The sequence below is a fragment of the Nocardioides marmorisolisilvae genome (genome assembly GCF_031656915.1).
Taxonomy (GTDB): Bacteria; Actinomycetota; Actinomycetes; order Propionibacteriales; family Nocardioidaceae; genus Marmoricola; species Marmoricola terrisoli.
The window spans coordinates 601,714-615,890 of record NZ_CP134227.1 but is presented as its reverse complement, the minus strand read 5'-3'; the positions used below and the strand labels follow the sequence as shown (position 1 = coordinate 615,890).

15 protein-coding genes are annotated in these 14,177 nt (G+C 71.5%); 7 read left to right on the top strand and 8 right to left on the bottom strand.

The window, feature by feature from the left end:
- Positions 1 to 5 precede the first annotated feature (5 nt).
- The 3 genes from Q9R13_RS02980 to Q9R13_RS02970 all read left to right on the top strand — a co-directional run bounded on the left by Q9R13_RS02980 (position 6) and on the right by Q9R13_RS02970 (position 2,161).
- Positions 6 to 608 carry an acVLRF1 family peptidyl-tRNA hydrolase gene (locus tag Q9R13_RS02980; RefSeq protein ID WP_310963573.1) on the top strand — a complete coding sequence of 201 codons (603 nt, stop codon included), beginning with the start codon at positions 6 to 8 and terminating at the stop codon, positions 606 to 608.
- A 15-nt stretch (positions 609 to 623) separates the two neighbouring features.
- Complete coding sequence (locus Q9R13_RS02975; protein ID WP_310963572.1) at positions 624 to 1,538, top strand: phosphotransferase family protein; 915 nt, start codon at positions 624 to 626, stop codon at positions 1,536 to 1,538.
- A 161-nt stretch (positions 1,539 to 1,699) separates the two neighbouring features.
- The gene (locus tag Q9R13_RS02970) at positions 1,700 to 2,161 is read left to right on the top strand and encodes a GbsR/MarR family transcriptional regulator (RefSeq protein WP_310963571.1); all 462 of its coding nucleotides are present in this window, start codon (positions 1,700 to 1,702) and stop codon (positions 2,159 to 2,161) included.
- A gap of 11 nt (positions 2,162 to 2,172) precedes the next feature.
- On the opposite strand, the gene cax is transcribed toward Q9R13_RS02970, so the two are convergent.
- The 7 genes from cax to ypfJ all read right to left on the bottom strand — a co-directional run bounded on the left by cax (position 2,173) and on the right by ypfJ (position 8,259).
- Positions 2,173 to 3,249, bottom strand: a complete 1,077-nt coding sequence (gene cax / locus Q9R13_RS02965) for a calcium/proton exchanger (RefSeq protein WP_310963569.1) — start codon at positions 3,247 to 3,249, stop codon at positions 2,173 to 2,175.
- A 27-nt stretch (positions 3,250 to 3,276) separates the two neighbouring features.
- Positions 3,277 to 3,891: an energy-coupling factor transporter transmembrane component T family protein gene (locus Q9R13_RS02960; protein ID WP_310963568.1), complete on the bottom strand. Its 615-nt coding sequence runs from the start codon at positions 3,889 to 3,891 to the stop codon at positions 3,277 to 3,279.
- A 7-nt stretch (positions 3,892 to 3,898) separates the two neighbouring features.
- The gene (locus tag Q9R13_RS02955) at positions 3,899 to 4,591 is read right to left on the bottom strand and encodes an energy-coupling factor ABC transporter ATP-binding protein (protein WP_310963567.1); all 693 of its coding nucleotides are present in this window, start codon (positions 4,589 to 4,591) and stop codon (positions 3,899 to 3,901) included.
- Positions 4,582 to 5,703, bottom strand: a complete 1,122-nt coding sequence (locus Q9R13_RS02950; RefSeq protein WP_310963566.1) for a thiolase family protein — start codon at positions 5,701 to 5,703, stop codon at positions 4,582 to 4,584. Before Q9R13_RS02950 ends, Q9R13_RS02955 begins: the two co-directional genes overlap by 10 nt.
- A gap of 14 nt (positions 5,704 to 5,717) precedes the next feature.
- The gene (locus Q9R13_RS02945) at positions 5,718 to 6,659 is read right to left on the bottom strand and encodes an AMP-binding enzyme (protein ID WP_310963565.1); all 942 of its coding nucleotides are present in this window, start codon (positions 6,657 to 6,659) and stop codon (positions 5,718 to 5,720) included.
- A complete protein-coding gene (locus Q9R13_RS02940) occupies positions 6,637 to 7,245 on the bottom strand; it encodes a biotin transporter BioY (protein WP_310963564.1) in 609 nt (202 codons plus the stop codon). The genes Q9R13_RS02945 and Q9R13_RS02940 overlap by 23 nt, the downstream gene beginning before the upstream one ends.
- A 69-nt stretch (positions 7,246 to 7,314) precedes the next feature.
- Positions 7,315 to 8,259 (bottom strand): KPN_02809 family neutral zinc metallopeptidase, encoded by a 945-nt coding sequence (ypfJ, locus tag Q9R13_RS02935; RefSeq protein WP_310963563.1) that lies wholly within the window; start codon positions 8,257 to 8,259, stop codon positions 7,315 to 7,317.
- A 44-nt stretch (positions 8,260 to 8,303) separates the two neighbouring features.
- On the opposite strand from ypfJ, the gene Q9R13_RS02930 reads away from it, so the two are divergent.
- The 4 genes from Q9R13_RS02930 to Q9R13_RS02915 are packed head-to-tail and all read left to right on the top strand — an operon-like array spanning position 8,304 to position 13,419.
- Entirely contained in the window at positions 8,304 to 9,902 is a 1,599-nt protein-coding gene (locus Q9R13_RS02930; RefSeq protein WP_310963562.1) for an ABC-F family ATP-binding cassette domain-containing protein, read from the top strand.
- A gap of 47 nt (positions 9,903 to 9,949) precedes the next feature.
- The gene (locus Q9R13_RS02925; protein WP_310963561.1) at positions 9,950 to 10,741 is read left to right on the top strand and encodes an enoyl-CoA hydratase/isomerase family protein; all 792 of its coding nucleotides are present in this window, start codon (positions 9,950 to 9,952) and stop codon (positions 10,739 to 10,741) included.
- A 23-nt stretch (positions 10,742 to 10,764) separates the two neighbouring features.
- Positions 10,765 to 12,654: an ABC transporter ATP-binding protein gene (locus Q9R13_RS02920; protein WP_310965023.1), complete on the top strand. Its 1,890-nt coding sequence runs from the start codon at positions 10,765 to 10,767 to the stop codon at positions 12,652 to 12,654.
- 9 nt (positions 12,655 to 12,663) lie between these two features.
- Positions 12,664 to 13,419 carry an SDR family oxidoreductase gene (locus Q9R13_RS02915; RefSeq protein ID WP_310963560.1) on the top strand — a complete coding sequence of 252 codons (756 nt, stop codon included), beginning with the start codon at positions 12,664 to 12,666 and terminating at the stop codon, positions 13,417 to 13,419.
- On the opposite strand, the gene Q9R13_RS02910 is transcribed toward Q9R13_RS02915, so the two are convergent.
- Positions 13,363 to 14,160 carry an SURF1 family cytochrome oxidase biogenesis protein gene (locus Q9R13_RS02910; RefSeq protein WP_310963559.1) on the bottom strand — a complete coding sequence of 266 codons (798 nt, stop codon included), beginning with the start codon at positions 14,158 to 14,160 and terminating at the stop codon, positions 13,363 to 13,365. The two genes, Q9R13_RS02915 and Q9R13_RS02910, sit on opposite strands and share 57 nt — an antisense overlap.
- Between the last annotated feature and the right edge of the window lie 17 nt (positions 14,161 to 14,177).

The window sequence follows — 14,177 nt, the reverse complement described above, 5'->3', positions numbered from 1 at the left end:
CGGTGATGGCCGAGGTCCACGTGCTGCCGTCGCGGCTGGACCGCTGGACGGTCAACTTCCTCAGCCGCCACGGGCCGACCGCCGTCAACGTCATCGGCGGCGCCCTGGTCGGGTTCGCCCAGGACGGCTCGCACTTCGAGGCCCGGTTGCCGTTCGGCCGCGAGTACGACGGCCCGGCGGACAACGGCTCGTTCATCGAGGCGGCCGCACCGCCAGCGGACTGGGGGTTGCTGCTGGTCCGCAAGGGCGGTTTCGCGGTGGCGCGGATCTCGGCGGAGCGGGTGGTTGAGAGCAAGGTCGGCCAACGGCACGTCCAGGGGCGCACCAAGGCGGGCGGACAGTCCCAGCAGCGTTTCGCACGTCGTCGGGACAACCAGGCCCGGGTCGCCTACGAGGCCGCGGCCGGGCACGCGAAGCGACTGCTCGGCGGTGTACCGGTGCTGGTCACCGGCGGTGATCGGATCGGTCTGGACATGGTGCTCGACCTGGCTGGACTGGCCGCGGTCGTGGTCGACGTGATGCCGGACGTCCGCGAGCCGCGCCGTGGCGTCTTCGAGGAGGCCGTGGTGGAGGCGCGCTCTGTCAGGATGAGCGTGACCAACGCCTGAGCCGCGGGAGACGTCGTGTGGCAGCCCGAGCCCGACTGGGAGCAGATCCCCGGCGGTGGCGGCGCCTGCACGGTCGGCGTGTGGCGGACCCGAGCCGAGGGGCGCACCTGGGTGGTCAAGCGGGTGCGCGCCCCCGCCCCGGGAGACGACCCTGAGCTGAGTGATCCCGGCAGGCCGGCGTACTGGCACCGCGAGGCGGAGGTGGCCCAGGCGCTCCGCGCCTCGACCGGGCTGGTGCCCCCGGCGGTACGGCGGCTCGAGGAGGACCCCGACGGCTTCACCCTGTGGACCGAGGCGTTCCCGCGCGATGTACTGCCGGCCCTGTTCGTGGCACGGGCGCTGGGTCGGTTCGCCGAGACCACGGTCCCGTCCGAGGTGAGTGCGGTGCGATCGCTGCTGCACGAGCGGTTCGGCCGGGCGGAGGCGCGGGGCGGGTGGCCGACCCTGCGGCGTACGCCGGTCGCCGCGCTCACCGACACCGTCTGGGGCGCGCGCGCGGCACTGCTCACCCGGTTCGAGGGGCTGCCCGTCGTGCCGGCACACGGCGACGTGGTTCCGGCCAACCTGCTCACCAGGCAGGGCGACGACGTGATCACCGTCGACTGGGGCCTACTGGGCCTAGCGCCTGCCGGAGCCGACCTCGGCTACTTCGCGTTGTCGTGCCGCGACGGGTTCGACGTGCTGCTGGAGGGCTACTGCACGGCACTGGCCGAGGTGGGCGTTCCGGTGGATGTCGAGGACGTCGCGTTCGCGGCCAGGCTTGTCGCCGTGCACACCGTGCTGGCCCGCGCCGAGTGGGCGCTGACGCGGGTGGCACGGGGCGAGGGACCGCTCGAGGCGAAGTTCCGGCACCCCGCGGTGGCGCCGCATCTGCGTGCCCTGCAGCGCCAGCTCCCGCAGGTCGAGGCGCTCCTGTCCGTCGTGCCCTGAGCGGGCTGCGCTGGGGGAGAGGACCCCGGAGACCGTGCACTTCCCCGCGGTGCACGGCATCGGGTCCCCGTCTCGGGCGCGGACGCGAGGCTCCACCCTACACATCGTTCACAGAAACATGAAAATGCTGAGATGGGTGAACCGCGAGTATCCTTGCCGCCATGCCGACCCCCGATGCCGCCGCCCAGTTCGTTGAGGACTTCGCACTGGCGCTGTCCCAGATCGGGTTCCCCCGGATGCCGGCACGCGTCTTCACCGCGGCGCTGGCGGCGCCTGAGGAGTCCTTGACGGCGCGCGAGCTCGCCGAGCGTCTGCAGGTGAGCCCGGCGGCGATCAGTGGCGCGGTGCGCTACCTCAGTCAGCTCAACCTGATTCGACGGACCAGGGTGCGCGGCGAGCGGGTGGACCGATTCGGGCTGGGCGACGATGTGTGGACTCCGGTGTTCGAGGCCGAGATCGCAGCGTATGGGCCGCTGTCGCGACTGTGTGCCAGGGCCCTGGACGGCGAAGGCCTCTCCGAGCGCGGTCGGGACCGGGTGGGGGAGACCAAGGACTTCCTCGAGTTCATGGCCGAGGAGATGGAGGGGCTGGTCGAGCGCTGGCGGACGCTCCGGCGCCGCTGAGTCTGCGGACCTCAGCCCCACCAGAAGGAGGTCGCGATGACGACGTACAGCGCAATCAGGGTCGCGCCCTCCAGCCAGGTGGACTCGCCGTCCACCGAGATCAACGCAGCCAGGATCACCGCCGCGAGGAGCGCCGCGACCAGCAACGGGCTGAAGACCAGGGTCAGCGAGCCGAGCCCGAAGATGGTGCTGATCAACACGAGCACCGGGGCGAGAACCAGGGAGATCTGAAGCGGCGAGTTGAGCACCACGGAGAAGGCGTACTCCGAGTTGCCCCTTGCGGCGAGCTGGACGCCCACCACGTTCTCGACCGCATTGCCGGCGATCGCCACCACGACCAGGCCCGCGAACGCCTGAGAGATGTTCAGTGACTCCATCGCAGGCTGCAGCGCGGCGACGAACCAGTCCGAGACGAAGGCGGCGAGCGCACCCGAGGCGGCCAGCATGCCGATCGCAAGGGCGATCGGCCACCGTGGCGGCTCCGCCTCCGGCGAGGCTCCCTGCGTGTCTCGGCGCAGCGAGAAGGGGAGCGACAGCACGAACACGGCGATCAGGATGATCGAGACGATCGTCGAGAACGCCTTCTCGTGGTCCTGGGCGGGGCTGTGCACCCAATGCGCCAGCGACGGGAAAGCCATCGCGACCACCGAGAGGAGCATCAGCACGCTGAGGGTCCGGGCCCGCTCCGAGCCGAGCTGCTGGGTCCCGTTGCGCAGTCCGCCCACGAGGAACGCGAGACCGAGGACGAGCAGCAGGTTGGCGAGGATCGACCCCACCAGCGCCGAGCGGACGACCGAGTCGAGACCGGCTTTGAGCGCGAAGATCGAGATGAACAGCTCGGGCAGGTTCCCCAGCGCCGACTGCAGCACCCCGGTGGCGCCGGGGCCGAACCTGTCGCCGAGCTGGTCGACGCTACGGCCGACCAGCGAGGCGAGGACCGCGACCGCTGCCGCGCTGACCACGAAGGCGACGGTGGTGTTCCAGCCTCCGTAATGGGCCAGGCCGGCGAGCACGCACAGCGCCGCAGCGAGGCCGAGAACGATCCGGTCCGAACGGACCAGGATCCGGTGGGGGAGCGCGGTGGTCATGACCGCGATCCTTCCAGAGCCCGTGGATCAGTCGTCGACCCCGCGGGCCACCAGCGCGTCGCCCAACGCGTCCGCGTGACGCAGCGACCGGACCACCAGCGGTACGGCGAAGGCGGTCGGGCTGCTGCCCAGGCCACGTGCCAGCTGTGCCTCGCGTACGTCGTGAGCCAGCCCGGCCACCACCGCCACCGACCGGATCCCCAGGGCCAGGATCAGACCGATCCGCTCAGGGTCGACGCCGACCCGACGCAGCGGGCGGCACAGCCTCGTCACCGTGTCGATCATCGCCGTGGTGCGGGTGGTCAGCGTGACCAGACCGGCCAGCAGGACGAGGAGCACCAGCACCCCCACGACCACCACCGCCGTACGCCAACCGCTCACCAGCCACTGGAAGCCGGCGAGGACGAGCACCAGGGCGGCCAACGACCGGAGCTGCGCGGTGAGCACCCGCAGCGGCAGCCGCGCGACGCCGTACAGGGCGAGGACGCCGAGCAGGCCCGCTCCGACCCGCCAGGGTCGATCGAGCCAGTGCGTGCCGACGGCTGCGGCGACGAGCAGGAGCAGCTTCATCCCTGCCGGCGCCCGGTGCAGCACCGAGCGCCCCGGCTGGTAGAGACCCCAGAGGTCCGCGCGGCCGCCCATCGCGTGCTCAGTCCAGCAGCTTGCGGTAGTGGGTGACGGACTCGGCAGGACTGCCGTCGTGAACGACCCGGCCGCCGTCGAAGACCAGGACCCGGTCGAAGTCGACGAGCAGGTCAAGGTCGTGGGTGAGCAGCAGCACTTGCTCGGGCAGGCCTGCCACCAGGTCGCCCACCCGGCGGGTGTTCGCCAGGTCCAGGAGCGTGGTGGGCTCGTCCATCACCAGCAACTCGGGCTCGGTCACGAGTACGGCGGCCAGCGCCAGCAGCTGCTTCTGCCCGCCCGACAGCAGGTGGGCGGGATGGTCCCGGTGGTCGGCCAGGCCGAAGCGCTCCAACGCCACGGAGACGCGCTCCTCGACCTCCGGCCTCGGCAGCCCCCGCCTGCGCAGGCCGAAGCCGATGTCCTCGGCCACGGTCGGCATCACGATCTGGGCGTCGGGGTCGGTGAAGCAGAAGCCGACCTTGCGCCGCACTGCACGGGCTTCGCGGCGGGTGTCGAGACCGTCCACCCGGACCGTGCCCCGGTCCGGGACCAGCAGCCCGTTGAGCAGCCGGGCGAAGGTGGACTTGCCCGACCCGTTGCCGCCGATGACCCCGATCCGATGCTCGGACAGGCGCAGGTCGAGGTCACGGAGCACCACCCGGGCCGCCGTACCGACGCCGTAGGTGTGCCCCACGCCCTCCAGCTCGATCAGCGGCATGCCTCGACCACCATCGCCACCCCCTGGCCGCCGCCCACGGCGATCGCCGCCAGCCCGAACCGACCGCTCCCCTCGCGGACCATCTGGGTGAAGAGCCTGACCACCAGGACAGCGCCGCTGGCGCCCCACGGGTGCCCGAGGGCCAGCGCGCCGCCCTGCCGGCAGACCCGCTCTGGATCCAGCGCCAGGGCGTCACAGCAGGCCAGCACCTGCCCGGCGAACGCCTCGTTGAGCTCGATCACGTCGATGTCGCCGAGGCGGAGGGCCGCGTACTTCAGAGCACGGGTGACGGCCGGGACCAGTCCGATCCCAGGGCGCCGCGGATCGACCCCCGCGCTCGCTGTGGCCAGCACCCGCAGGCCTGGCAACTGCGTGGACGCCGGCGCGATCGCCACCACGGCGGCACCATCACTGATGCCGCAGGAGTTGCCGGCCGTGACGCTGCCGCCCTCCCGGAAGGCGGCTGGTAGTCGGCCCAGCCGGTCGGGAGTCATCCCCGGCCGGGGCCGCTGGTCGCGGGAGATCCCGGCGACCGGGACGATCTCGTCCCCGAAGCGGCCGCTTTCGATCGCGGCCCAGGCGCGCTGGTGCGACCGGGCCGCGTATGCGTCCTGCCGGGCGCGGGAGACCCCTGCCTCCTCGGCGAGCAGGTCGGCGGCCAGGCCCATGTCCGGATCGGTTTCCGGCTCCGGCGAGAACGGCGCTCGCTGGTAGCGCCGAGGGGCTGCACCGTCCGCCGGTGGCCAGAACCGCCACGGGGCGGTGCTGGCGCTCTCGACGCCGCCCGCCAGCACGACCGCATCGCGCTCCCGGACCAGGGCCGCGCCCAGCTCCACGGCGGCCAGTCCGCTGCCGCATTGGCGGTCGACCGTCACGGCGGGCACCGTGTCGGGCAGCCCCGCCGCGAGTGTCGCGACCCGGGCCACGTCGCCGCCGGGCCCCGTGCAGTTGCCCAGGACGACATCGGCCGGCGCGGGCAGATCGGCGCCGACCCGGGCCAGGACGGACGCGGCGAGGTGGGCCGCATCCACGGACGCCAGAGCCTTGCCGGCGGTGCCGATCGGGGTACGCAGCGCAGCCACGATGACGGGAGCGTCCTTGCGGCTGGCCATCGTTGCTCCGTCCTTCAGAGGTCGTCGGCGATGCGGGCTCGGTCAACCTTGCCAGCAGCGGTGAGCGGGAGTTGATCCAGCACCCGCCACAGCCGCGGTCGGTGGCTTGCCGGCAGCGCGGTCCGGGCCAAGGCGCGGAGCCGGTCCCTGTCGCCCACGGAGGTCACCGCGGCGGCGAGGACCTCGCCGAGCACGGGGTGCGGTGCCCCGACGACGACGAACTCGGAGGTCGCTGCGGGACGCAACGCCGCCTCCACATCGGCGATGCGGACGGTGGCGCCGGCGGTGGTCACCGTGCCCGGTCGGCCGAGAACGGTGAGGACGCCGTCCGCCAGTCGGCCGCGGTCGCCGACCGTCGCCCACTGGTTGCCCCCTGCAGCGACGTACGGCGATCGCACCCAGATCGCCCCGGCGCGCACCTCGACCTCCACGCCCGGGAAGGCGCGCAGCGACTCCGCGTGCGGCCCGGCGGCCACGAACGACAGCTCGGCGGCGCCGTAGTAGCTGACCACCTCGAGACCGCTCGCACTGGCCACGGCGTGCTGACCGGGCGGTAGTGCGGCGCCGGCCACCACGACATGGGTGCCCGGTCGAAGGTCGTCGGCGCGACGGTCGAGCAGGGCCGGGGTCAGGCAGGCGTGCGAGGCGTCGGCGGGCCGGTCGACGAGGATCGCCCCGACCGCACGGGCGTGCACGGCCGCGAAGAGATTCATCGTCGCGCTCAGCGGTCCGGGCACCCACACCCGGGCACCCGCCGAGACCCCGGTCAGGTCCGAGTACGGCCCGAAGGAAGCCCACCAGGACTGGGTACTGCGCACCACCGGCTGTGCGGTGCCGCTGCTCCCCGACGTGCGTAGCACGAGGTCGGCGCCGGTCCGGTGTGCCCGCAGGACCGCGGCGACGGGGTCGGCGCTGCGGTCCGGGGCGACGGGCTCAGGTGCTGATCGGGTGCTCATGCCGGCGGTCCCGGTCGGCCCGACGTGTGGCCGCGGGCAGCAACCCGGGGTAGGCAGCGTGCACGCCCCGGGCGACCAGCGCGGCGATCACCACTTTGGCGAGGTCGCCGACGACGTACCAGCCGGCGCTGGCGACCGCCGCCGGGACGGAGAGGTGCGCGCGCCAGGCTGTGCCGAGGATGCCGAGCGCGTAGAGCACCACGATGCCGCCGACGAGGTTGGCCACGACACCCCAGGACAGCCGGTACGGCGCGCCGCCCTTCTCGGTGATCCAGCCGACCACGAACGCCGCGACCGGGTAGCCCACGAGGTAGCCGACGCTCGGGCCGGCGAACACGCCCAGACCGCCACGTCCGCCCGCCAGCAGCGGGAGTCCGACGGCGACCAGGGCGAGCAGCAGCACCAGCGACGCCGCGCCGCGGCGGGCGCCGATGACCGCGCCCGCCAGCATCACGCCCAGTGACTGGGCGGTGATCGGGACCGGGATCCCCGCCGGGTAGAACGCCGGCACCACGCCCAGGGCCGCGACCACACCGGTGAAGGTGGCGATCAGTGCAAGGTCGCGTGCCGACGAGCGGGGCTTCATGACCGCCATTGTGCCTGCTGCGGGCGGGGTGACGCGCTCTCGTCTGGACGGTGGACGCTGCGTCCGGTCTCAGAGGCTTTCGGTCTTGAAGGTGTTGCAGGCGGCGATGCTGCCCTGCTTCAGCCCGGTGTCGAACCAGCGGGTCCGCTCGGCGCTGGAACCGTGCGTCCAGGACTCCTCGTTGACCCGGCCGGAGGTCTCCCTCTGGATCCGGTCGTCGCCGACGGCCCGGGCCGCGTCGACGGCACGGGCGATGTCGTCCGCAGTGAGGTCGCTGATCAGCACGTTGCCGTCCGCGTCCTTCGTCGTGGTCGCCGACTTCGCCCACACGCCGCCCAGGCAGTCGGCCATCAGCTCGACCCGGACCGAGTCGCTCTTCGGACCTTGCTGGGTTCGCATCTGGCCGAGGATGCCGAGCTGGTCCTCTATGTGGTGGCCGTACTCGTGGGCCAGCACGTAGCCGAGCGCGAACGGGCCGCCCTTCGCACCGAGCTCGCCCTGGAGCATCTGCCTCATGAAGTCACGGTCGATGTAGACACGCTTGTCGTTGGGGCAGTAGAAGGGCCCCATCGCGCTCTGGGCGGTGCCGCATCCGGAGGAGGTCTGGCCGGTGTACTTCACCGTCTTGATCGGCTGGTAGGCGATGTTGGCCTGTGCGGGAAGCGCGGTGGCCCAGAAGGCCTGCACCGAGTTCGTCAGCAGGTCGATGGCGCAGTCCATGTTCTTGTTGGCGTCGGCACCGTTGCGACAGGTGCCGGCGACGGCCTGGCCGGTGCCGGCGCTATTGCTGTCGCCGGTCCCGGGGACCACGCTGTTGCCGGCGCACATCTGCACCACGACGTACAGCACGATCACGATGATGGTGCCGACGCCGATCCGGCCGCCCCCACCGGTCGGGATCGGCAGCCGCATCCCGCTGCCGCCTCCGAGCCCACCGCCGAGGCCGCCACCGCCTCGCCCCTCGCGGTTCTCGATCTGGCTCTCGTCGATACGGGCCTTGGGGTTGAATCGCATGCGCGGCCTTTCCCGGGAGGTGACACCGGTACAGTAATGCCCTTGTGATCTCCGTCCAGCACCTCGAGGTACGCGCCGGGGCACGTCTCCTCATGCAGGACGTCACCTTCCGGGTGGCCGCCGGTGACAAGGTCGGCCTGGTCGGCCGGAACGGGGCGGGCAAGACCACCCTGACCCGCATCCTGGCGGGCGAGACGCTGCCCGCATCGGGGACGGTGTCGAACAACGGCACCCTCGGCTACCTGCCGCAGGACCCGCGGACCGGCAACCTCGACACCCTGGCACGGGACCGGATCCTGTCGGCGCGCGGCCTCGACGACGTCGTACGCCGGCTGCGCGCGGCCGAGGGGGAGATGGGCAGCGACGACCCTGCCGTCCGCGAACGCGCGATGCGTCGATACGAGCGGGCCGACGCGGACCTCCACGCCGCCGGCGGCTACGCGGCGGAGGCGGAGGCAGCCCAGATCGCTGCCGGGCTCGGGATCGAGGATCGGCTGCTCGGCCAGCCGCTGCGGACGCTGTCCGGCGGTCAGCGACGTCGCGTGGAGCTGGCAAGGATCATCTTCTCCGGCGCGGAGATCCTGCTCCTCGACGAGCCCACCAACCACCTCGACGCCGACTCGATCGTGTGGCTGCGCGAGTTCCTGCGCACCTTCAAGGGCGGCCTCGTCGTCATCAGCCACGACGTGGACCTGCTCGAGGCATGCGTCAACAAGGTGCTGCACCTGGACGCCAACCGTTCCGAGATCGACGTTTACAACATGACGTGGAAGAACTACCTCCAGCAGCGGGAGAACGACGAGCACCGGCGCCGGCGCGAGCGGGCCAACACGGAGAAGGCGGCCGACGCGTTGCTGGCCCAGGCCAACACGATGCGCGCCAAGGCCACCAAGGCGAAGGCAGCGCAGTCGATGCTCAAGCGGGCCGAGAAGATGCTCGGCGAGCTCGAGGGGGAGCGTCGGGCCGACAGGGTCGCCCGGATCAAGTTCCCCTCGCCGGCCCCCTGCGGGCGGACTCCGCTCACCGCCGAGGGCCTGTCGAAGTCCTACGGCTCGCTGGAGGTCTTCACCGACGTCGACCTGGCCGTGGACAAGGGCTCCCGCGTCGTGATCCTGGGGCTCAACGGGGCCGGGAAGACGACGCTGCTGCGGATCCTGGCCGGGGTCGACGCGCCGGACACCGGGATGGTGGTGCCCGGCCATGGACTCAAGGTCGGCTACTACGCCCAGGAGCACGAGACCCTGGACACGGACCGGACCGTGCTGGCGAACCTGCACGCGTCGGCGCCGCAGCTCACCGACACCGAGGCGCGCTCGGTCCTGGGGTCGTTCCTCTTCTCCGGCGACGACGCCCAGAAGCCGGCCGGCGTGCTGTCTGGCGGGGAGAAGACCCGTCTCGCGCTGGCCATCCTGGTGGTGTCCTCGGCCAATGTGCTGCTGCTCGACGAGCCGACCAACAACCTGGATCCGGCCTCTCGCGAGGAGGTGCTGGGCGCGATCCGCTCCTACGCCGGGGCGATCGTGCTGGTCACCCACGACGAGGGCGCGGTGCACGCCCTCGAGCCGGACCGGGTGCTGATCCTCCCCGACGGCGTCGAGGACCTCTGGTCACCGGACTACGCCGACCTGGTCGCACTGGCCTGACCGGCTGGGCCCGCTGCCGCGGAGGACCCACCTGCGAGGATGCCGCCATGACGGACCTTCCCGCACCAGCCCTGCTCGCCGCAGCCGGCCTGCACCTCGACGTCGCCGGACCGCTGGCCACCGTGGTGCTGGACAAGGCCGACCGGCGGAACAGCCAGACCCCGCGGATGTGGACGGCCCTGGCCGACATCGGCGACGCGCTGCCACCCGAGGTCCGTGTGGTGGTGGTGCGCGGCGCCGGACAGTCCTTCTCCTCCGGCCTCGACCGTGACCTGCTGTCGGGGGTCGGGCTGCGTGGCGAGCAGAGCATCCCGGCGCTGATGGCCGAGAGCGACGACACCATCCTCGATACGGTCGCGGGCTTCCAGCGTGGCTTTGCGTGGCTGCGCGACCCCCGGTTCGTGTCCGTCGCCGCCGTGCAGGGACACGCCATCGGCGGTGGGTTCCAGCTCGCGCTGCACTGCGACCTGCGCGTCGTGGCCGAGGACGCGCAACTGTGCATGAAGGAGCCTGCGCTCGGCATCGTGCCGGACTTGGGCGGAACAAAGCTGCTGGTCGACAGTGTTGGCTACTCCAGAGCGATGGAGATCTGTGCCACCGGCAGGTTCGTGGGCGCGGCAGAGGCACGCGGGATGGGACTGGCGACGGTCGTCGTACCTCGTGACGAGCTCGACGGCGCGGTCGACGACCTCGTCGCCGCGCTGCTGGCGACACCGGCCGGAGCGGTCCGTGAGACCAAGGCGCTGCTGCTCGGCGCAGGGGACCGGAGCCTGGACGAGCAGCGCAGGTTCGAGCGTGAGGCGCAGTTGAGGCGGTTCGTGGAGCTCAGAGGTTCCTAGGAAGGGGGTCCGCAGTGAGCGAGATGCAGCGGATGGGCCCGATGATGCGGGCGATGCGGGCGGACCGGAGCGTGGTCCAGCAGGGCGTCACCCGCGAGACGCGGCGCCGCATCGTCGAGTTCGCCCGGCCGCATAGTCGGCTGATCGGAGTCTTCCTGGTGGCCGTCGTCATCGATGCGGCGATCGTGATCGTCAACCCGCTGCTGATCCAGCACATCCTCGACGACGGCATCATCGCTGGGAACCCGTCACTGGTCGTCTGGCTGGCACTGGCGATGGCGGGGACCTCCGTGGTCGACGCCGGACTCGGCGTGGTCAACGGCTACCTGTCCTCGCGCATCGGCGAGAACCTCATCTACGACCTGCGCACCAAGGTCTTCGGCCACGTCCAGCGGATGGCCCTGGCCTTCTTCACCCGCACCCAGACCGGTGCACTGGTGTCCCGGCTGAACAACGACGTGATCGGCGCCCAGCGGGCCTTCACCTCGACGCTGTCGAGCGCGGTCTCCAACGCGATCAGCGTGCTGGTCGTCGGGGTGACGATGTTCGCCCTGAGCTGGCAGGTCACCCTCGCCTGCCTGGTGCTCTTCCCATTGCTGCTCGTCGCCTCCCGCTGGGTCGGTCGCCGGATCAGTGGCCTGACCCGTGACCAGATGAACGGCAACGCCGATCTCGGCAACATGATGACCGAGCGGTTCAACGTCGGCGGCGCGCTGCTGCTCAAGCTGTTCGGACGTCGGGAGGAGGAGGACACCCGGTACGCCGAGAAGGCGGCCGTCGTACGGGACCTCGGGGTCCGGATCGCCCTGGTGACCCGGGTCTTCATGGCCTCGATGATGCTGATCCCCGCGCTCGCGACGGCGCTCGTCTACGGCATCGGCGGGCGGCTGGTCATCGACCACGTGCTCACCATCGGCACCCTGACCGCACTCGCGACGCTGCTACTCCGGCTGCTCGCTCCGCTGCAGGGCCTTTCGAACGTGCGGGTCGACGTGATGACCGCGCTGGTCAGCTTCGACCGGGTCTTCGAGGTGCTCGACCTGCCGTCGACCGTGCAGGAGAGGCCGGACGCGGTGCCCTTGCCCGTCGACGCGGCCCGGGTCGAGTTCGACGACGTCTCCTTCGCCTACCCGCGGGCCGAGGAGGTGAGCCTGGCCAGCCTGGAGACGATCGCGCGCGTCGAGAGCCGGGACCACGGACCGGTCCTGCGCGGCATCTCCTTCACCGCCGAGCCCGGTCAGATGGTCGCCCTGGTGGGGCCGTCGGGTGCCGGCAAGACCACCATCACGCACCTGGTCGCCAGGCTGTACGACGTCACCTCGGGCTCGGTCCGGGTGGGGACGAGTGCCGAGGTCAGCCACGACGTACGCGACGTGACACTGCAGTCCCTGGAGAACGTGGTCGGCTACGTCACCCAGGACGCGCACATGTTCCACGACACCATCCGGGAGAACCTCCGCTATGCCCGGCCCGCTGCCTCGGACGAGGACATCTGGGAGGCGCTCGCCGCTGCCCAGATCAGCAGCGTGGTGCGCGCCATGCCCGACGGCCTGGACACCGTCGTCGGTGACCGCGGCTACCGGTTATCGGGCGGGGAGCGCCAACGGCTCGCCATCGCCAGACTGCTGCTCAAGGCTCCCGCGGTCGTGGTCCTGGACGAGGCCACCGCCCACCTCGACTCGGAGTCCGAGCACGCCGTGCAAGAGGCCCTGGACCGCGCTCTGGAGGGGCGGACCTCACTGGTCATCGCTCACCGGCTCTCCACCGTGCGGAACGCCGATCTGATCCTGGTCGTCGAGGGGGGACGGGTGGTGCAGCGCGGCACCCACGCCGAGCTGCTGGCCTCCGGAGGGACCTACGCCGAGCTCTATCGGACCCAGTTCCTCGACGACAGCCAACCCGAACCGGTCTAGATTCGGCTCATGGATCTTGGGCTCGAGGACCTGGTCTTCGTCGTCACGGGGGGCGCCCGTGGGCTGGGGCGTGCCACCGCCGACCTGCTCGTGGCCGAAGGGGCGCGCGTGGTGATCTCGGGTCGCTCCGAGGAGTCGCTCGACGCTGCCGTGCACGACCTGGGGGACCGTGCTGTGGGTGTGGTCGCCGACAACGCGGTTCCGGGCTCGGAGGATCTCCTGGTCGCTGTGGCCCACGACTCGTTCGGCCGTCTCGACGGCGCACTGGTGTCCGTCGGGGGCCCGCCGACGGGCACCATCATGAACACCAGCGACGAGACCTGGCGCGGAGCGTTCGAGTCGGTCTTCGTCGGTGCGTTGCGCATCGCGCGTGCGGTGGCCTCGGCGGTGGACGGCCCGGGCTCCCTCGCCTTCGTGCTCTCCTCGTCCGTGCGGGCACCGCTCCCGGACCTGGCGGTCTCCAACGGTCTGCGTCCCGGTCTCGCGATGGCGGCCAAGACGCTGGCTGACGAGCTCGGCCCCCGCGGGATCCGCGTCAACGGGCTGCTGCCGGGCCGAGTGGGCACCGAGCGGGTGGCCGAGCTCGACGAGAGCACGGGCGACGCCGAGGCGGCGCGACGTCGGGCGATCGAGGGGATCCCGCTGCGACGCTACGGCGAGCCAGCAGAGTTCGCCGCCGCTGCGGCGTTCCTGCTCAGCCCCCGGGCCTCATTCGTCACTGGGGCGATGCTGCCCGTCGACGGTGGGATGCTTCGGGCGCTCTGACGGCTTCTGCCAGGTCCCGTTCCTGATCTGCTGCCACTCGTCGTACATCAAGAAGAAGAAGCCGAAGATCGCCAGCGCACCGAAGAACCACCATTGCAGCCCGTAGAAGAAGTGCGGACCGTCGCTCGTGTCGTCGGGGAGCTCGGCCCCGGCGAGGGCCTTGGCAGGGCGGGGAGCCTGGTGGGCCAGGTCCACGAAGCCGCCGTACAGCGGGTAGGGGACCACGTGGCCGATGCTGACGCTGCTCACCGCCCGCGTGGACATGTCCCCGATGTCGGTGGCCCCGCCACTGGCGTTCTGCCGCACGAAGCCGGTGACGGTGACGGTCCCCGGCGTCGACGGGGGCAGCTTGGGACGGGTCGCGCCGGAGTTCTCCGTGCCCATCCAGCCACGGTCGACGAGAACGGCGGCGCCGGACGCGGTGCGCAGCGGCGTGACGACGTCGACGCCCGCCGCTCCGTTGCGGGTCTGGTACTTGAGCACGACCGCGTGGGCGTCGTCGTAGGTCCCGTGCACGGTCACCCTTCGCCACTCGATCTCTGCCGACGGAGCCCGACCCGGCTTCAGCAGCATGTCGACGGGCACCGGGGGCGCGTTGAGGTTGCTGGCGATCTGGTGGTTGGACTGCCTGCGCTCCTCCAGCCGGTGGAACTGCCATTGGCCCAGGAGCCAGGCGCCCCAGGCCCCCAACGCCACCAGGATCGCGAAGATCAGCCAGCGTCGGGACAGCAGGAACCTCACGGCGCGAGAGTAGTCGG